This window comes from Flaviflagellibacter deserti (genome assembly GCF_042652085.1).
Lineage (GTDB): Bacteria > Pseudomonadota > Alphaproteobacteria > Rhizobiales > Methylopilaceae > Flaviflagellibacter > Flaviflagellibacter deserti.
This window is the reverse complement of record NZ_JBHSJF010000006.1, coordinates 440,032-457,677: the sequence shown is the minus strand read 5'-3', so window position 1 is coordinate 457,677 and position 17,646 is coordinate 440,032. Positions and strand designations below refer to the sequence as shown.

Here is a 17,646-nt window from a genome sequence, read left to right as displayed (position 1 = left end):
CCCGATCAGAAGACCGTGCAGAGAACCTCACCGCCGACGTTCTGGTCGCGTGCATCGTGATCAGCCATCACGCCCTTCGGCGTGGAGACGATCGCAATGCCCAGACCATTGGACACGCGGGGCAGATTGGTCACCGACGAATAGACGCGGCGGCCGGGCTTCGACACGCGGGAGATCTCACGGATCACCGGCGCGCCGTCGTAGTACTTCAGTTCGATTTCGAACTCGGTACGGCCAGCGTCGAACTCGGTCGTCGAGTAGTCGCGAATGTAGCCCTCGGTCTTGAGGACGTCGAGAACGCGAGCGCGCAGCGTCGAGCCCGGTGTCTTGACCGAGGTCTTGCGGCGCATCTGGGCGTTCCGGATGCGGGTCAGCATATCGCCGAGCGGATCAACCATGCTCATGGTCGTATTCTCCTTACCAGCTCGACTTTACGAGGCCGGGGATGAGGCCCTTCGACCCGAGTTCGCGAAGCGCGATACGGGACATCTTCAGTTTGCGGTAGTTGGCGCGCGGACGGCCCGTCACCTCGCACCGCAGACGCAGGCGGGTTTTGGCCGAGTTGCGCGGAAGCTCCGCCAGCTTGAGGCGTGCCTCAAACCGCTCTTCCATCGGCAGGGACTGGTCATCAGCGATCGCCTTCAGCGCGGCGCGCTTGGCGGCGAAACGGTCGACAAGCGCCTTGCGGTTCTTGTTCTTCTCGATCGAGCTCTTCTTAGCCATGTGGCTCTCTCCTGCCGCTCAGGTACGGAACGGGAAGCCAAGAGCGCGGAGCAACTCACGCGCCTCGTCATCCGTCTGCGCCGAAGTGGCGACAATGATGTCCATGCCCCAGATCTGCTCGACCTGGTCGTAATTGATCTCCGGGAACACGATGTGCTCCTTGATGCCGAGGGCATAATTGCCACGACCATCGAAGCTCTTCGGGTTCAGACCGCGGAAGTCGCGGACGCGCGGCAGCGCGACGTTGATCAAGCGATCGAGGAATTCCCACATGCGCTGCTTGCGCAGCGTGACCTTGCAGCCGACGGCCTGGCCTTCGCGAAGCTTGAAGGTTGCGATCGAGGTACGCGCCTTCGTGATCACCGGCTTCTGGCCGGCGATACGGGCGAGATCGGCCGCGGCCGACTGCACCTTCTTCGAGTCCGCGACGGCCTCGCCGACGCCCATGTTCAGCACGATCTTGTCGATCGCGGGGACCTGCATCGCGTTCTTGTAGCCGAACTTCTCGTTCAGCTCCTTGCGGACCTGGTCCTCATAGACGCGCTTCAGGCGCGGTTCGTAGTTCACCGTATCAAGCATCGATCCGCTCTCCCGAGGCCTTGGCGACGCGGACCTTGCGGCCGTCGTCGAGCGTCTGGAAACCGACGCGGGTCGCCTTGCCGGTCGACGGATCGGCGAGCGCGATATTCGACAGGTGGATCGTGCCTTCCTTGCGGATCAGGCCCCCCTCCTGCTGCGCCGTCTGGCGCTGGTGGCGGACATGGACGTTGACGCCCTTGACGACGGCACGGTCCTCGCTCGGGATCACGCGCAGGACTTCGCCAGTCTTGCCCTTGTCCTTACCGGTGAGAACGACGACGCGGTCGCCCTTCTTGATCTTGGCGGCCATTACAGCACCTCCGGCGCGAGCGAAATGATCTTCATGTGGTTGCGGGCGCGAAGCTCGCGCGGCACCGGTCCGAAGATACGCGTGCCGATCGGCTCGCCTTCCTTGTTGATCAGAACGGCGGCGTTGCGGTCGAAACGGATCACCGAACCGTCCGCGCGCTTGATGTCCTTGGCGGTCCGCACGATGACGGCCTTGAGGACTTCGCCCTTCTTCACGCGGCCGCGCGGAATAGCCTCCTTGACGGAGACGACGATGATGTCGCCCACGCCGGCATATTTGCGCTTCGAGCCGCCGAGCACCTTGATGCACATGACTCGACGGGCGCCGGAATTGTCGGCGACGTCGAGATTCGACTGCATCTGGATCATGGCATCTTTCCCTTATCTGACGGGCCGGTTTCCCTCTCGGGACCTCGTCCGCCGCTACTTGTTCAGCTCTCGGCGGAAGCGGCCTGGTCTTCGACGACCCGCCAGCGCTTCTGCTTCGAAATCGGTGCGCTCTCTTCGATGGCGATCTGGTCGCCGACCTTGAAAACGTTGTTCTCGTCGTGCGCGTGATAGTTCTTCGTGCGCCGCACCGTCTTCTTCAGAAGAGGATGCGTGAAGCGCCGCTCAACCTTCACGACCACGGTCTTGTCGTTGGTGTCGCTCACGACGACGCCACGGAGAATGCGTTTCGGCATTGTCTATCCTCAGGCCTTCGCCTTCGCGGCCGTGCGCTTGGCGCGCGGCTTGGTTTCAGTCGTCTCGGCAGAAGCCTCTGCCTTCTTTGCGGGCTTCGCAGCCTTCGCCGGCTTTTCAGCCTTGGCGCGTCCGACCGGAGCCTCAATGCCGAGCGCACGCTCACGGTCTACCGTCTGGAGCCGCGCGATATCGCGACGAATCTGACGGAAGCGTGACGTGTTCTCGAGCTGGCCCGTCGCCCGCTGAAAGCGCAGATTGAACTGCTCTTTCTTCAGCTTCAGGATCTCGTCGTTCACCTGATCGGCGCTGAGCGTCCGGACATCGCTGATTTTCGTCATGGAAGTCAACCTCATTCAGCAATGCGCGCGACAAATCGCGTGCGGATCGGCAGTTTGGCGGCCGCAAGGCGCAGCGCCTCACGGGCCACTTCCTCGCTGACGCCGTCGAGCTCGAACATAATGCGGCCCGGCTTGACCTTCGCGGCCCAGTATTCCGGAGCACCCTTGCCCTTACCCATGCGGACTTCGGTCGGCTTCTTGGAAACCGGAACGTCCGGGAAGATTCGGATCCAGACGCGACCCTGGCGCTTCATCTCGCGGGTCAGCGCGCGACGGGCAGCCTCGATCTGACGCGCGGTCACGCGCTCAGGCTCCATGGCCTTCAGGCCGAAGGCTCCGAAGTCCAGGTTCGTGCCGCCCTTAGCAGCGCCGGAGATCCGGCCCTTGAACTGCTTGCGGAATTTCGTGCGCTTCGGCTGAAGCATGTTCTGTCCTCACCAAATCCTAGACGGGATCACTCGGCCGCTTCGCGCTCGCGGCGCGTACGGCCCTGGGACTGCTCGCCCTCATGCAGGCGCTTGTCCTGAGCCATGGGGTCGTGCTCCATGATCTCGCCCTTGAAAATCCAAACCTTGACGCCGCAGGTGCCCATCGCCGTGTGGGCGGTGGAGACGCCGAAGTCGATGTCCGCGCGCAGCGTGTGCAGCGGAACCCGGCCTTCGCGATACCACTCGGTACGAGCGATTTCGGCGCCGCCTAGACGGCCCGAGCAGGTGATGCGGATGCCTTCGGCGCCGAGACGCATCGCCGACTGAACGGCGCGCTTCATCGCACGACGGAAAGCCACGCGGCGCTCGAGCTGCTGGGCGATCGAGTCGGAAACGAGCTGGGCGTCGACCTCGGGCTTGCGCACTTCAACGATGTTGATGTGCACGTCCGAACCGGTCATCGAGCCGACCTTCTTGCGAAGCTTCTCGATATCCGCGCCCTTCTTGCCGATGACGATGCCCGGGCGAGCCGAGTGGATCGTGACGCGGCACTTCTTGTGCGGGCGCTCGATGACGATCTTCGAGACGGCAGCCTGCTTCAGATCCTTCAGCAGGGCGTCACGGATGCGCATGTCCTCGTGCAGCAGCTGGCCGTACTCGCCCTTATTCGCGAACCAGCGCGAATCCCAGGTGCGGTTGATGCCGAGACGCAGCCCGATCGGATTGACTTTCTGACCCATTAGGCGGTCTCCCGGACCTGGCGAACCACGATCGTGAGGTTCGAGAAGGGCTTTTCGATACGGCCGACACGGCCACGGGCGCGCGGCGAAAACCGCTTCATCACCAGTGCCTTGCCGACATGTGCTTCGGCGACGATGAGATCATCGACGTCGAGGCTGTGATTGTTCTCCGCGTTGGCGATCGCGCTTTCGAGCGTCTTCTTGACGTCCTTGGCGATGCGCTTTTGCGAGAATTCCAGATCGGCAAGCGCGGTCGAGACCGCCTTGCCGCGGATCAGCTGCGCGACGAGATTCAGCTTCTGAGGGCTGACGCGGATCAGCCGGGTCTTCGCCTGCGCTTCATTCTCCGGAAGGCGGCGATCACGAGCCTGCTTGCCCATCGATTACTTCCTCTTGGCTTTCTTGTCCGCCGCATGCCCGTAATAGGTGCGGGTCGGCGCGAACTCGCCGAGCTTGTGGCCAACCATCTCTTCCGAGACGAAGACCGGGATGTGCTTCTGGCCGTTGTGGACACCAAAGGTGAGCCCCACGAACTGCGGCAGAATGGTCGAGCGACGGCTCCAGGTCTTGATGACCTCGGAGCGGCCGGATCCACGGACGGCGTCTGCCTTCTTGAGCAGATAGCCGTCGACAAACGGACCCTTCCAGAGCGAGCGTGCCATCTCTCTTCCTTACTTCTTCTTCGCGTGCCGGCTGGACACGATGAACTTCGTGGTCGACTTGTTGCTGCGGGTCTTCTTGCCCTTGGTCGGCTTGCCCCAAGGCGTGACCGGGTGACGACCGCCCGAGGTACGACCCTCACCACCACCGTGCGGGTGATCGACCGGGTTCATCGCAACGCCGCGGTTATGCGGACGGAAGCCGAGCCAGCGCGAACGACCGGCCTTACCGTAGTTGACGTTGGCGTGGTCCGGGTTCGACACCGCGCCGACGGTCGCAAAGCACTGACCGTTGATCAGACGCTGCTCGCCCGAGTTCAGGCGGACGGCGACGTAACCCTGGTCACGGCCGACGATCTGGGCGTAGGCGCCGGCGGATCGGGCGATCTGACCGCCCTTCCCGATCTTCATCTCGATGTTGTGCACGATCGTGCCGACCGGGATCGAAGACAGAGCCATGGCATTGCCCGGCTTCACGTCGACCTGCTGGCCCGAGATCACGCTGTCGCCGACCTGCAGGCGCTGCGGCGCCAGGATGTAGGCGAGCTCGCCGTCGGTGTACTTCACCAGAGCGATGAAAGCCGAACGGTTCGGATCGTACTCGATGCGCTCGACCGTGCCGGCAACGTCAAGCTTGCGACGCTTGAAGTCAACGATGCGGTAGGTGCGCTTGTGTCCGCCGCCACGGAAGCGGACGGTCACGCGGCCGGTGTTGTTGCGGCCGCCGTTCGAGGACAGACCTTCGGTGAGGCTCTTCTCGGGCTTACCCTTGTAGAGCTCCGAACGGTCCACGATCACGAGCTGGCGAAGGCTCGGCGTGACGGGTTTGAAGTGTTTCAGTGCCATGATCTATGCCTCACAGACCCGTCGTCACATCGATCGTGTGGCCCTCGGCGAGGGTCACGACGGCCTTCTTGACGTCGCTCTGCTGTCCCAGACGGCCCTTGAAGCGTTTCACCTTGCCCTTGCGGACAAGCGTGTTGACGCCGAGGACCTTCACGTCGAACAGCTTCTCGACCGCTTCCGCGATCTGCGGCTTGGTCGCTGTCCTGGCCACCTTGAAGACGACCTGGTTGTGCTCTGACGCGAGCGTCGCCTTTTCGGTGATGACCGGCGACAGGATCACGTCGTAATGGCGCGGATCCTTGCTCATTTGAAGCGCTCCTCGAGGGCGTCGACAGCGGCGCGCGTCAGGACAAGCGTGTCGCGGCGCAGGATGTCGTAGACGTTGATGCCCTGAACCGGCAGCACGTCCGCGAACGGAACATTGCGGGCCGCCAGCCCAAGATTGGTTTCGACTTCGGTACCGTCGACGATCAGAACCGACGCCAGACCGAGCTTGGTCAGGGTCTCCTTGAACGCCTTGGTCTTGGCTTCCGCCAGGTTGGCCTTGTCGATGACGATCAGGCCGCCGTCCTTGGCCTTGGCCGAGAGAGCCAGACGCAGGCCGAGAGCACGCACCTTCTTCGGCAGATCGTGCGCATGGCTGCGAACGACCGGACCGTGCGCACGACCACCGCCGCGGAACTGCGGAGCGGACGCGGCGTGGTGACGAGCACGACCCGTGCCCTTCTGCTTGTACATCTTCGACTTGGTGCGGTTCACATCAGACCGCCCCTGAGCCACGTGCGTGCCTGCCTGGCGCTTTGCGAGCTGCCAGCGGACGACGCGGGCGAGGATGTCGGCGCGCGGCTCGAGACCGAAGATCTCGTCGGACAGGGTCACCTTGCCGGCGTCCTTGCCCTCGAATGTCTTGACGCTGATATCCATTACGCCTGCTCCCCGTCGGTCGTCTCAGGAGCCTGGGTCACGGCGTCGGTCTCTTCGACCGGAGCCTGGGACTCCTCGGCGGCCTGCTTCGGCGACGCTTTCTCTTCGTTGGCGAGACGGAACTTGCCCGGCGTCGGAACGCCGTCCGGAAGCTTCCGCTTCACGGCGTCGCGCAGCTCGATCCAGCCGCCGGCCGGACCGGGAACGGCGCCCTCGACGAGAACCAGACCGCGCTCCACATCGGTGCGGACCACCTTGAGGTTCTGCGTGGTGACGCGCTCGACACCCAGGTGACCGGCCATCTTCTTGTTCTTGAAGACCTTGCCCGGATCCTGACGGCCGCCGGTCGAACCGTGCGAACGGTGCGAGATCGACACGCCGTGGGTCGCACGCAGACCGCCGAAGTTCCAGCGCTTCATGGCGCCGGCGAAACCCTTACCAGTCGAGGTGCCCGTCACGTCGACGAACTGGCCGGCGACGAAGTGGTCGGCCGTGATCTCGGCGCCGACAGGGATGAGCCCGTCCGCCGGAACGCGGAATTCGACCACTTTGGCCTTCGGCTCGACCTGGGCAACGGCGAATTGGCCGCGCTGCGCCTTCGAGACGTTCTTCGTCTTGCGGAGGCCAGCACCAAGCTGGACCGCGGCGTAGCCGTCCTTCTCGACAGTGCGGTGGGCGACCACCTGGCACTGTCCGAGTTCCAGAACGGTGACCGGAACATGCTCGCCCGCATCCGTGAAGATGCGCGTCATGCCGACCTTCTTTGCAATCACTCCGGACCGCATTGTCGTGGTCCCTCTCAGAGCTTGATTTCGACGTCCACGCCGGCGGCGAGGTCGAGCTTCATCAGCGCGTCCACCGTCTGCGGGGTCGGATCGACAATGTCGAGAAGACGCTTGTGCGTGCGCATTTCAAACTGCTCGCGGCTCTTCTTGTCGACGTGGGGGCTGCGGTTGACCGTGAACTTCTCGATCCGCGTGGGCAGCGGGATCGGGCCGCGCACGCGCGCACCCGTCCGCTTTGCGGTCGAGACGATCTCCTTCGTCGAACTATCGAGAACTCGATGGTCGAACGCTTTGAGCCGGATACGGATATTCTGACCGTTCATGATCAGCCTCAATGGGGAGGACCGGCCGCCGAATGACGACCGTTCGCCCGTTAAAAGAAATTACTCGATGATGCTTGCGACGACGCCTGCACCGACGGTCCTGCCGCCTTCACGGATGGCGAAGCGGAGCTTCTCTTCCATCGCGATCGGGACGATCAGGGTGACCTCCATGGCGATGTTGTCGCCCGGCATCACCATCTCGGTGCCCTCCGGCAGCGTCACCACGCCCGTCACGTCGGTCGTGCGGAAGTAGAACTGCGGACGGTAATTGCCGAAGAACGGCGTGTGACGGCCGCCCTCGTCCTTGGTCAGGATGTAGGCCTCGGCCTTGAACTTGGTATGCGGCTTCACCGAACCCGGCTTGCACAGCACCTGGCCGCGCTCGACGTCCTCGCGCTTGGTGCCGCGCAGCAGCGCGCCGATGTTGTCGCCGGCCTGGCCCTGGTCGAGCAGCTTGCGGAACATCTCGACGCCGGTCACCGTCGTCTTCTGCGTCGGCCGGATGCCGACGATCTCGACCTCCTCGCCGACCTTGACCACGCCGCGCTCGACGCGGCCGGTCACGACCGTGCCGCGGCCCGAGATCGAGAACACGTCCTCGACCGGCATCAGGAACGGCTGGTCGATCGGACGGTCAGGCTGCGGGATGTACTTGTCGACTTCCGCCATCAGCGCAAGGATCGCGTCGTGGCCGAGTTCCTTGTTGGAATCCTCCAGCGCCGCCAACGCCGAGCCCTTGACGATCGGAATGTCGTCGCCCGGGAAATCGTACTTCGACAGCAGTTCGCGGACCTCGAGCTCGACCAGTTCCAGAAGCTCCGGATCGTCGACCATGTCGCACTTGTTGAGGAACACCACCAGCGCCGGGACGCCGACCTGGCGCGCCAAGAGGATGTGCTCGCGGGTCTGCGGCATCGGGCCGTCGGCCGCCGACACCACCAGGATCGCGCCGTCCATCTGCGCCGCGCCCGTGATCATGTTCTTCACATAGTCGGCGTGGCCGGGGCAGTCGACATGGGCGTAATGCCGCGCCGTCGTCTCGTACTCGACATGCGCCGTCGAGATCGTGATGCCGCGCGCCTTCTCCTCCGGCGCCTTGTCGATCTGGTCGTACGCCGTAAACGTCGCGCCGCCCGTCTCAGCCAGAACCTTCGTGATCGCCGCCGTCAGCGACGTCTTGCCATGGTCAACATGACCAATCGTTCCAATGTTGCAGTGCGGCTTGTTCCGCGAAAACTTCTCTTTGGCCATGGCGAACCAGGTTCCCTTGCATTCAATATGTTCGATGGGGTGCTTGGCGGCGGGTTCGATAAGCGTTTTCGAGCCGCACCGCAAGGCTTTCCAGGGTGCAGTGCGCGGGACGCCCTGCCACTTCAGCCTGTTGGGCCAGATATGGTGACAGGGTGATGACTTGCCAATGGCCGGCCCGGGCCCGTGCCGATTCGAGGGCTCAGGCTTCCTTCGTCAGGCGATGAAGGCAGAAGGAGAAATGCCCGTCGGGCGACAGCGCGAGATATTTGAAGCCCCACTCTTCCCGCTCGCAGAATTCGAGGCAGGCCTCGATGACGCCGTAGGGATAGGGCGTCACGACATTGCCTGTGCAGAAATCGTGACCCGCGATCAGGCCTTCCGGCTTGACCTTCCGGACGCAGATTTCCAGCTCCCGCGCCGTCGTCGCATATGAATGATCGGTGTCGATGTAGACCCAGTCGAAATAATTCTCGGGGAATTCGGGCAGCCTGTCGGTCGAGAATCCACGATGGATTTTGACGGTGCCGTCGAGAATCTTGTTCCTGAAGCCGTACTCGACCACGGCGAAGTCCGCGGCGTAACGCGGATCGTCCCACGCATCGACCAGATGCAAGATGCTCGGCTCCGCTAGTTGCAGGATCGCGGCGCTGAAATCGCCGTTCGCGACACCAATCTCGCAAGCCACCGCTTTTTTTGGCAGCCGATCCAGCATCGCCTCACGCGAAGGCAGCAACATCGCGCCGGCCGTGTGGCGCTCGGTCAGGGTGACCCGCGGCGCGGATTCCTGCAGGCGGCGCCTCCCTTCCTGTTCCGAGGCCCTTACCTTGCCTAGAACGTCGGAGAGTTTGACGACAGTCGTGTTCATTGAATCTTCCCTGACCGCTATCAGGGATGTTCCCCGGTAAGTCTTGCGCCACGCTGGATAGCCGGAACTGATAAACGGGCCGATGGAGCAAGACTGGGGTGCGAGCAGGTTGACAGGGCAGTCGCGGCTCACCATAAGAGCCGCCGCTGAAGGCGGCTCACGGGTCGCCGGAAACAAGCGTCTGCGACCCGCCTTACTGTTCAGGTGTTGAGTAGTCGCGGGGGAGTGTCCCGAGCGGCAAAGGGGGCGGACTGTAAATCCGCTGGCTATGCCTTCGTAGGTTCGAGTCCTACCTCCCCCACCAGCTTCCTCTTTTTAGAGACCCGATCATGCAAACCCGCCTTGGCGAACGCCGTTTCGCCAATTAAAAGAGGCGCGGCGCGGGTGTAGCTCAATGGTAGAGCAGCAGCCTTCCAAGCTGAATACGAGGGTTCGATTCCCTTCACCCGCTCCAGTTTCCCTCATCATTTGGGCGAGTTCCCGGCGGCAGCGGGCATCCGCATTGCAAAATCGTCCTGCGCCATGACAAGAACCGGCATATGAGCCGCCCTCCGCAACGCCCGAAATCGAATGCGCGCCCGGTCTTCAAGGGACGCGGCGGCCGCCCGCTCGGCACCGGCGGCGAGACGCCCATCCTCTATGGCTGGCACCCCGTCGTGGAGGCGCTGGGCAATCCGAAGCGCAAGATTCGCAAGTTTCTCGCCACCGAGAACGCACTGAACAGGCTACGCGAGGAAGGCGTTCAGATCCGATTCGAGCCCGATCAGGTCCGCCCCGGGGATATCGATCGGCTGCTTCCGCCGGACGCGGTGCATCAGGGGCTCTATATCGAGGCCGACGCCCTGCCCGCGCCGAAGATTTCAGATCTTCCGGCTAACGGCCTGGTCCTCGTCCTCGACCAGATCACCGATCCCCACAATGTCGGCGCGATCGTCCGCACCGCGGCCGCCTTCGCCGTCGATGCAATCATCAGCACAAATCGTCACAGCCCGGCCGCCACCGGCGTGCTTGCCAAGTCCGCCTCGGGCGGACTTGAGCATGTGCCGTTCATCACCGTGACCAATCTCTCGCGGGGCCTCGAAGAGCTCGCCGAGCAGGGCTACCACCGAGTCGGGCTCGATTCGGATGCGCCCGAAAACCTGGACGAGGTCGCCCTGCCCCGTCCCCTCGCTCTGGTGCTCGGCGCCGAGGGCAAGGGTCTGAGGCACAAGACCCGCGAATTCTGCGATGCGCTCGCGCGCATGGACATGCCGGGCGCGATCCGCAGCCTGAACGTCTCCAACGCCGCGGCCATCGCCCTGCATGTCGCCCACCGCGCCGGGAAATCGGCCTAGCCGGCCAGTTCCCGCAGATCGGCAGCCAGTGCGTCGACCCGCGAAAGATCGGCGTCCCAGGCGAACATGAAGCGGGCCGAACCGCCGATGAACGTATAGAAGCGCCAGCCGCGCTCGCGCAGTTTCCCCAGGATCTCGTCGGAGGCGCTGAGGAAAACCCCGTTTGCCTGGACCGGGAACATCAGTTCGACACCCGGAATGTCTGCGATCTGGGAGGCCAGCCGCTGGGCAGCGGCGTTGCCATGAGCCGCATTGTTGAGCCAGGCGCCGTTCTCCAGCATCCCCACCCAGGGCGCGGTCAGAAATCTCATTTTCGAGGCTAGCTGGCCCGCCTGCTTGCAGCGGTAATCGAAGTCCTGGGCGAGCGCGCGATCGAAGAACAGAATCGCCTCGCCCACCGCCATGCCATTCTTGGTACCGCCGAAGCAGAGCACGTCGACTCCGGCCTTCCAGGTAATATCGGCAGGTTTGCAGCCCAGACTCGCCACCGCGTTGGCGAACCGCGCACCGTCCATATGGAGTCTAAGGCCAAGCTCGCGGCAGACTGCCGAAATCGCCTTCACCTCCTCGACGGAATAGACCTGCCCGGTCTCGGTCGACTGGGTGATCGTCACCGCGCGCGGCTTCGGAAAATGGATGTCGCTGCGACTCAGCGCGAGTGCCCGCAGGGTTTGCGGGTTCAGCTTGCCGTCGGTGGTCTCCGCGATCAGGAGCTTGGAGCCGTTGGAGAAGAACTCCGGCGCGCCGCATTCGTCGGTCTCGACATGGGCCGACGAGGCGCAGATCACGCTGTGGTAGGACTGGCAAAGCGAAGCGAGGGCCAAGGCGTTCGCGGCAGTACCGTTGAACGCGAAGAAAACCTCGCAATCCGTTTCGAACAAAGAACGAAACGCATCCGCGGCGCGCGTCGTCCAGCCGTCGTCGCCATACGCGGGAGCGGAACCACGGTTGGCGTCGGCCATCGCCGCCCAAGCTTCAGGGCATATGCCGGAATAATTGTCACTGGCGAATTGCTGCGGAAGATCGGTCATGGGGAAGTCGAACCTCGATTGTCACGCCCGCAAGAGAACCGACGATCGAGTGGCTGCTTCCCGAAATTGCCGGTCCGGCCACATCCCTCCTCTCGGAGGCACCACCTTGCTCGGGGCAGGTTGGCGTTGAGCGTCGGCTCAACTCTTGATGCTGGCCGCGATCTATCAGGAAAACCAGAAAGTTATCAAGTCATCAGGTCGGAGGAATTCGGTCTATCGCGGGCGGAGGCGCGCCATAGGTTGGGGTGCCTATATCCGGCTGGCGAACGCCGGACTCCGGCGACGGCCTTTTCACGCGCGGTCGTGGACGATGGCGATGCTCCAGTGTGTTCGACGGCCTGTCCAGTACATAGGGGCGCATCGAATCCGGTCCCCAGCGCTTCGGGGCGAGCGCCTGAGCTTCCGCAAAAGACGTTCCGGCTATCAGCAAGACCACCGGAACAAGAAGGTCACGCGAACGAAGAATCATCGGTCTCAAATGGAGATAGCCTGTTCACAAGACGAGCCTCTTGTACGAAAGTTGAATACATAGGCTGGGTTCCCGGTCTAGGGTTCGATGCGTCCAACGAGGCGCATGGGCCAAAAAAGACCCGCAACAACAATCGCGTCCGGGTGAAGGACGGTTCCGTTCTTCGCGCAGGGATGCCGGAGGACAACGCATGACGACAGCAAGCGACGTCGGTCGAGCTCCCGCTCGTACTAAGACAATGACCAAAGAAGAGCGGAAGGTGATTATAGCCTCTTCCGCCGGCACTGTATTCGAGTGGTACGATTTCTATCTGGCAGGCTCGCTTGCGGCGAACATCGCGGCGACCTTCGTGCCCGGAACCAACGACACCGCCAAATTCATCTTCGTTCTCTTCGGCTTCGCCGCAGGCTTCGCCGTGCGCCCCTTCGGCGCGCTCGTGTTCGGACGATTGGGCGACCTGATCGGCCGCAAATACACCTTCCTCATCACGATGACGCTGATGGGCATAGCGACCTTTGTCGTCGGCCTGCTGCCCGGATATGCCACGATCGGCTACGCCGCTCCGGTGATCTTCATCATCTGCCGCCTGCTGCAAGGCCTCGCCCTTGGTGGCGAGTACGGTGGCGCCGCGACCTACGTAGCCGAACACGCGCCTCATGGACGGCGAGGCTTCTACACATCGTGGATCCAGACGACCGCGACGGTCGGCCTCTTCCTGTCGCTGCTCGTCATCCTGGTGCTGCGCCTCAACATGACGCCGGAGGACTTCGCCGCCTATGGCTGGCGCATTCCCTTCTTGCTCTCGATCATCCTGCTCGGTTTCTCGATCTGGATCCGGCTTTCGCTTAACGAATCACCGGCCTTCCAGAAGATGAAGGACGAGGGCCGGCGTTCGAAGGCTCCGCTTACCGAGGCCTTCGGCCGCTGGGAGAACGCCAAGATCGCGCTCATCGCTCTGCTCGGCGGCACCGCCGGCCAGGCGGTGGTCTGGTACTGCGGACAGTTCTACGCGCTGTTCTTCCTTACCCAGACGCTGAAGGTCGACGGCACTACGGCGAACCTGCTCATCGCGGCAAGCCTACTCATCGGCACGCCGTTCTTCATCTTCTTCGGTTGGCTGTCGGACAAGATCGGCCGCAAGCCGATCCTTCTCGCCGGCTGCCTGATCGCGGCGCTGACCTATTTCCCGCTCTTCTACATGATCGCGAAGACGGCGAATCCGACCCTCATCGCCGCAACCGAGAACGTGAAGATCGACATTACCGCCGATCCCGCGACCTGCGGCACGCTGTTCGACCCGGTCGGGGTCCGGACCTTCACGGCGCCGTGCGACGTCGTCCGCCGCACGCTTGCGACCAACTCGATGCACTACGAGCTGAAGGAAGGCTCGGCCGGTTCGCCGGTTACCGTGGCGGTCAACGGTACGCCGGTCACGGCGGCCGATGCGACCGGCGCGGCCGTCGGCACGGCGACGGTGGCGGCGGCCCAGGCTGCCGGCTATCCGAAGGCGGGCGATCCCTCGATCGTCAAGCAGCCCTCGGTTGGCGGCGTCCTTTCCGACAGCCGCACGCTGACCCTGATCGGCCTCCTGTTCATCCTCGTCCTCTACGTGACGATGGTGTACGGCCCGATCGCGGCTCTGCTCGTCGAGCTGTTCCCGACCCGCATCCGCTATACCGGCATGTCGCTGCCCTACCACATCGGCAATGGCTGGTTCGGCGGCTTCCTGCCTCCGACCGCCTTCGCCATCGTGGCTGCCACGGGCAACATCTTCTCGGGCCTCTGGTATCCGATCGTGATTGCCGTGATGACGCTCATCATAGGCTTCTTCCTCCTGCCGGAGACGAAGGATCGCAATCTCGAAGACTGGCACTGAGATCGGAACGAGAAACGAGGCGGCCCCGCTTTTGCGGGGCCGTTCCAATTTTGCGGGCTGGAAAGGCCTAGGCCCGGTGTGCCCGCTGCCAGGCGGCCGGCGTATCGCCGACGATCCGGCGGAAGACCCGGGTGAAATGCGCCTGATCGGAAAAGCCGGTCTCCGCCGCGATCTCGGTCAGCGCCATCTCGCCCCGGAGCAGCATGTCCTGCACCTTTCGGATGCGGGCGTTCATCGCCCATTGATGCGGCGGCAGGCCGGTCGAAGCCTTGAAGGCGTGGCTGAAATAGGACTGCGACAGCTCGACCATATCGGCCAGTTCCTGCAGGCGGATGCTGCGCGCGCAATTGGCCTGGATGAAATCGGTAACCCGCTTGAGCTGCCAAGAAGCGAGCGGCGTGCGCGCCCTCTCCTTCTTCTGGCCGAGCCTGAGAAGATCGATCAGCAGCGCCGTGGTCAGTCCATCTCCGTAGAGGTCGTGCCTGCCGCCCGGATTGGCGCATTCGTCGGCGATGAGCCGGGCGAGGCCCAGAATCCGCTCGTCGGCGAACATGATCTGCGGCGTCGCGAGTTGATCCTGGGCGAGGTCTTCACCCAGCCGCTCGCTCAGCGCGACAGGATCGAAATGCAGATCGAGATGCCGAATCCGGGTGGCATCCCGCGCGCCGCCCCATAGCGGAACATCGGCGGGCACATAGCAGATCGGCGTGCGGCAACGCGCGGATGAGCGCGCCTCGCCTCGCGGACTCAGGCAGGCATCGAGATCGCCGCCGACGCTGTCGAGCAGGATGAAGAGGCGCGGATCCTTCGAGATGTATTCCCCGCGCGCACCGGACGCGCAGCGGGCGTTCCAGAGGTCCGCGACCACTCCGTTCCAGGACCGCCACTTCAATTCGCCGATCACCGAGACGCCTTCACGGACGGACGTCATGCGAGGCTGGAACGTCATGGGCGACTCCCCGGCGGCTGTTGCTCTTATACAACAGCGCGCCGCAAACAGAATTGAACGTGGATCGAAACAAACCCGGATGCCAGGAATATACAATCCACGATAAGATCGATCAATCCGCTATTGTTGTCAGTTGTTATGAGCCGCGATAACGATCATAGCCTGCCACCAAGTCAGTTATTCAGTTTTGAAACGTTCTTAAGTGGCTGTGCGACGCATGAGTGAGCGTAGCAATGACTTATAATAGTGGAAATCAGTTTAGAGATATTCTTATGAACGGAGCAGCATTGGCTGTTCTGTTCATTCCGTCGATTGCCGCCGCCCAGCAGCCTCAACAAAAAATCGAACTCGGAACGATCGTCGTCGAGGGCGACCGGAGCCAGGACAACGGCAACGAAGGCGGACCAGCGCAGGCCGCCGAGACGGGAACCGGCCCGGTCAATGGATATGTCGCGACCAAATCGACAACGGGCTCGAAGACTGACACACGCATTACCGCCATCCCGCAGTCAGTCTCCGTCGTCGGTCGCGAGGAAATCGATGACCGCAAGGCACTGAAGGTCGATGAGATTCTTCGCTACACGGCGGGCGTCAACACATCAGCCTTCGGCGGCCCCGATCCGGATACCGACTGGTTCTATATCCGAGGCTTTGACGCCACCCAGACGGGCGTATTCCTCGATGGGATGCAGCTCTACAGCTACGGGTTCGGTGGATTCCAGATCGACCCGTTCACACTCGAACGCGTTGAGGTACTGAAGGGCCCCGCGTCAGTTCTTTATGGCGGCGCCAATCCCGGCGGCATCATCAATCTCGTGAGCAAGCGTCCGACCTTCGAAGATTTCGGTTACGTCGAACTTGGCGTGAACAACTGGGGCAACGCTTATATCGGCGGGGACTTCGGCGGAGTATCGGGCGAGCAGAAGGAATGGTCCTGGCGCTTTACGGGCCGCATCGCGGGTGGTGATCAATACACCGACTATTCCGAGGACCTGCGCGGCACTGTACTGCCGCAGATCACCTACAAGCCCAACGACGCCACTACACTCACGCTCTACGCTCAATATTCCGCACTGGATCAGATTCACATCGGCGGCGGCTTCCTGCCCTACAACGGTACCGTTGTAAGCACGACGTTCGGCAAGATTCCTCGTGACGCCTTCCTCGGGGAACCGGACATCGACAACCAGTCACGCTGGCACACGCTGGTTGGTTATGAGCTCGAGCATGAATTCGACAATGGTTGGACGATCAACCACAACGCTCGCTACGGCCATGTCAAAAATGAAGAGCGCGGCCCGTACACCTACGGCTACTACAATCAGGCGTTGGATTTAGACGGCGATCCTTTCACCTATCCCGGTGGCAATACCAGTCCGGTGGGGAGCCCCCCGAACGCGCCTGGATTGGGGAATGCTCTATTCCGCATCGCCTTCGAACATGAAACCGAAGTCGATACCGTCACTACCGACACCCGGATGAGCCGGGAGTTCGATACAGGATTCTTGAACCACCGCGTGCTGGCTGGTCTCGACTACCGCTACTTCCTAATCGACCACGTGCAGTCGAGTGGTCTCGGAGGCGGAGTCGATCCGTTCAACCCGGTTTATGGGCAGCCGCAGGTCATCAACAATCCCAACTATATCGACCAAGAGCTTGAGCAGCAGGTGTTGGGCTTCTATGGCCAAGATCAAATCCGCTTCGGGGGCGGCTGGCTCATCACGCTCAACGGCCGCTACGACTACGTGAATACGGAAGCCACAGGTACGCCGGCTCTCGCCGGCGACGATGGCGCGCTCAGCGGACGTGCCGGCTTTGCATACGAATTCGACAACGGCATCACTCCGTATGTCAGCGCGGCAACGTTTTTCAATCCGTTGGTCGGAACCACATTTGCAGGAGCTCTTTTCGAACCTGAAGAGGGTGAACAGTACGAAGTCGGCGTGAAGTATCGACCCACATTCGTAGACGCCCTAATCACCGCGTCTCTGTTTGACCTGACCAAGCAGAACGCCACCGTCAACGACCCCGACCACCTCTTCCAACAGATACAAACCGGCGAAGTTCGCTCCCGCGGTTTCGAACTTGAGGGGAAGGCGAATATCACCGAAAGCCTGAAGGTGCTCGCGGCATTCACTGCCTTCGATATCGACGTCACCAAAGATACGAATGCGGCGGTCATCGGGAAAACACCGACGACGGTTCCAGAGGTGACTGCATCGCTCTGGGTGGATTACGCAATCAGGTATGGCGTTTTCGAGGGCGTCAGCTTCGGCGCCGGTATGCGCTATCAAGGCGAAACATGGGCCAACGCCCAGAATACGCTGAAAGTCCCCGATGCAGTTCTCGCTGACGCAGCAATTCGCTACGAACGCGACGATTGGGGCGTCTCGTTGAACGTCACAAACCTCTTCGACAAGGAATACGTGAAGGGTTGCGGCAGCGAACTGCAATGCGGCTACGGCGATAGCCGCACCATCACCCTCTCCGCCCACTACAAATGGTAGACTGAACCAACGATCCGAATTCCGAA

At 62.5% G+C, this 17,646-nt stretch carries 22 protein-coding genes, 2 tRNA genes, 1 pseudogene and 1 riboswitch; of the genes and pseudogenes, 5 read left to right on the top strand and 20 right to left on the bottom strand.

Annotated elements, in window-relative coordinates; genetic code table 11:
• Window positions 1-5: 5 nt before the first annotated feature.
• From rpsH to ACFPFW_RS09060, 18 genes and pseudogenes are all read right to left on the bottom strand, one after another.
• Window positions 6-404: a 30S ribosomal protein S8 gene (gene rpsH / locus ACFPFW_RS09145; RefSeq protein ID WP_114955903.1), complete on the bottom strand. Its 399-nt coding sequence runs from the start codon at window positions 402-404 to the stop codon at window positions 6-8.
• Window positions 405-417: 13 nt separating this feature from the next.
• On the bottom strand, window positions 418-723 hold the full coding sequence (gene rpsN / locus ACFPFW_RS09140) for a 30S ribosomal protein S14 (protein ID WP_114955904.1): 306 nt from the start codon (window positions 721-723) through the stop codon (window positions 418-420).
• An 18-nt stretch (window positions 724-741) separates the two neighbouring features.
• Window positions 742-1,302 (bottom strand): 50S ribosomal protein L5, encoded by a 561-nt coding sequence (gene rplE / locus ACFPFW_RS09135; RefSeq protein ID WP_114955905.1) that lies wholly within the window; start codon window positions 1,300-1,302, stop codon window positions 742-744.
• Window positions 1,295-1,612: a 50S ribosomal protein L24 gene (rplX, locus tag ACFPFW_RS09130; protein ID WP_114955906.1), complete on the bottom strand. Its 318-nt coding sequence runs from the start codon at window positions 1,610-1,612 to the stop codon at window positions 1,295-1,297. Before rplX ends, rplE begins: the two co-directional genes overlap by 8 nt.
• Window positions 1,612-1,980, bottom strand: coding sequence for a 50S ribosomal protein L14 (gene rplN / locus ACFPFW_RS09125; RefSeq protein ID WP_114955907.1), 369 nt, complete (start codon window positions 1,978-1,980; stop codon window positions 1,612-1,614). Before rplN ends, rplX begins: the two co-directional genes overlap by 1 nt.
• 62 nt (window positions 1,981-2,042) lie before the next feature.
• The gene (gene rpsQ / locus ACFPFW_RS09120; protein ID WP_114955908.1) at window positions 2,043-2,294 is read right to left on the bottom strand and encodes a 30S ribosomal protein S17; all 252 of its coding nucleotides are present in this window, start codon (window positions 2,292-2,294) and stop codon (window positions 2,043-2,045) included.
• Between the two features lie 138 nt (window positions 2,295-2,432).
• Window positions 2,433-2,633: pseudogene (rpmC, locus tag ACFPFW_RS09115) on the bottom strand (50S ribosomal protein L29); the annotation flags it as partial.
• 11 nt (window positions 2,634-2,644) lie between these two features.
• Window positions 2,645-3,058, bottom strand: a complete 414-nt coding sequence (gene rplP / locus ACFPFW_RS09110; protein WP_114955910.1) for a 50S ribosomal protein L16 — start codon at window positions 3,056-3,058, stop codon at window positions 2,645-2,647.
• A gap of 29 nt (window positions 3,059-3,087) precedes the next feature.
• On the bottom strand, window positions 3,088-3,801 hold the full coding sequence (rpsC, locus tag ACFPFW_RS09105; protein WP_114955911.1) for a 30S ribosomal protein S3: 714 nt from the start codon (window positions 3,799-3,801) through the stop codon (window positions 3,088-3,090).
• Window positions 3,801-4,181, bottom strand: a complete 381-nt coding sequence (rplV, locus tag ACFPFW_RS09100; RefSeq protein ID WP_114955912.1) for a 50S ribosomal protein L22 — start codon at window positions 4,179-4,181, stop codon at window positions 3,801-3,803. The genes rpsC and rplV overlap by 1 nt, the downstream gene beginning before the upstream one ends.
• Window positions 4,182-4,184: 3 nt before the next feature.
• Window positions 4,185-4,463, bottom strand: a complete 279-nt coding sequence (rpsS, locus tag ACFPFW_RS09095; RefSeq protein ID WP_114955913.1) for a 30S ribosomal protein S19 — start codon at window positions 4,461-4,463, stop codon at window positions 4,185-4,187.
• Between the two features lie 9 nt (window positions 4,464-4,472).
• Entirely contained in the window at window positions 4,473-5,306 is an 834-nt protein-coding gene (gene rplB / locus ACFPFW_RS09090) for a 50S ribosomal protein L2 (RefSeq protein ID WP_114955914.1), read from the bottom strand.
• Between the two features lie 10 nt (window positions 5,307-5,316).
• Complete coding sequence (locus ACFPFW_RS09085; RefSeq protein WP_114955915.1) at window positions 5,317-5,613, bottom strand: 50S ribosomal protein L23; 297 nt, start codon at window positions 5,611-5,613, stop codon at window positions 5,317-5,319.
• Window positions 5,610-6,230 (bottom strand): 50S ribosomal protein L4, encoded by a 621-nt coding sequence (rplD, locus tag ACFPFW_RS09080; protein ID WP_114955916.1) that lies wholly within the window; start codon window positions 6,228-6,230, stop codon window positions 5,610-5,612. Before rplD ends, ACFPFW_RS09085 begins: the two co-directional genes overlap by 4 nt.
• Window positions 6,230-7,015 (bottom strand): 50S ribosomal protein L3, encoded by a 786-nt coding sequence (rplC, locus tag ACFPFW_RS09075; protein WP_114955917.1) that lies wholly within the window; start codon window positions 7,013-7,015, stop codon window positions 6,230-6,232. Before rplC ends, rplD begins: the two co-directional genes overlap by 1 nt.
• A gap of 14 nt (window positions 7,016-7,029) precedes the next feature.
• Entirely contained in the window at window positions 7,030-7,338 is a 309-nt protein-coding gene (rpsJ, locus tag ACFPFW_RS09070) for a 30S ribosomal protein S10 (protein ID WP_114955918.1), read from the bottom strand.
• Window positions 7,339-7,398: 60 nt separating this feature from the next.
• Window positions 7,399-8,589, bottom strand: a complete 1,191-nt coding sequence (gene tuf / locus ACFPFW_RS09065; protein ID WP_379770373.1) for an elongation factor Tu — start codon at window positions 8,587-8,589, stop codon at window positions 7,399-7,401.
• A gap of 199 nt (window positions 8,590-8,788) precedes the next feature.
• Window positions 8,789-9,454 (bottom strand): class I SAM-dependent methyltransferase, encoded by a 666-nt coding sequence (locus tag ACFPFW_RS09060; RefSeq protein ID WP_379770370.1) that lies wholly within the window; start codon window positions 9,452-9,454, stop codon window positions 8,789-8,791.
• A 219-nt stretch (window positions 9,455-9,673) separates the two neighbouring features.
• Here ACFPFW_RS09060 and ACFPFW_RS09055 point away from each other — a divergent pair.
• From ACFPFW_RS09055 to ACFPFW_RS09045, 3 genes are all read left to right on the top strand, one after another.
• Window positions 9,674-9,758: transfer RNA gene (locus ACFPFW_RS09055), tRNA-Tyr, on the top strand.
• 76 nt (window positions 9,759-9,834) lie between these two features.
• Window positions 9,835-9,908: transfer RNA gene (locus ACFPFW_RS09050), tRNA-Gly, on the top strand.
• Between the two features lie 85 nt (window positions 9,909-9,993).
• Window positions 9,994-10,788: a TrmH family RNA methyltransferase gene (locus ACFPFW_RS09045; protein ID WP_114957646.1), complete on the top strand. Its 795-nt coding sequence runs from the start codon at window positions 9,994-9,996 to the stop codon at window positions 10,786-10,788.
• On the opposite strand, the gene ACFPFW_RS09040 is transcribed toward ACFPFW_RS09045, so the two are convergent.
• Complete coding sequence (locus ACFPFW_RS09040; RefSeq protein WP_114957645.1) at window positions 10,785-11,819, bottom strand: threonine aldolase family protein; 1,035 nt, start codon at window positions 11,817-11,819, stop codon at window positions 10,785-10,787. The genes ACFPFW_RS09045 and ACFPFW_RS09040 overlap by 4 nt on opposite strands.
• Before the next feature lie 52 nt (window positions 11,820-11,871).
• Window positions 11,872-11,976, bottom strand: a riboswitch (SAM-I-IV-variant riboswitch).
• A 502-nt stretch (window positions 11,977-12,478) separates the two neighbouring features.
• On the opposite strand from ACFPFW_RS09040, the gene ACFPFW_RS09035 reads away from it, so the two are divergent.
• Window positions 12,479-14,164, top strand: coding sequence for an MFS transporter (locus ACFPFW_RS09035; RefSeq protein WP_379770366.1), 1,686 nt, complete (start codon window positions 12,479-12,481; stop codon window positions 14,162-14,164).
• A gap of 67 nt (window positions 14,165-14,231) precedes the next feature.
• Here the strand turns inward: ACFPFW_RS09035 and ACFPFW_RS09030 are convergent, their stop codons facing one another.
• Entirely contained in the window at window positions 14,232-15,113 is an 882-nt protein-coding gene (locus ACFPFW_RS09030) for a helix-turn-helix domain-containing protein (protein WP_114957643.1), read from the bottom strand.
• 233 nt (window positions 15,114-15,346) lie between these two features.
• Between ACFPFW_RS09030 and ACFPFW_RS09025 the strand changes: the two genes are divergently transcribed.
• Entirely contained in the window at window positions 15,347-17,620 is a 2,274-nt protein-coding gene (locus ACFPFW_RS09025; protein ID WP_114957642.1) for a TonB-dependent siderophore receptor, read from the top strand.
• Window positions 17,621-17,646 lie beyond the last annotated feature (26 nt).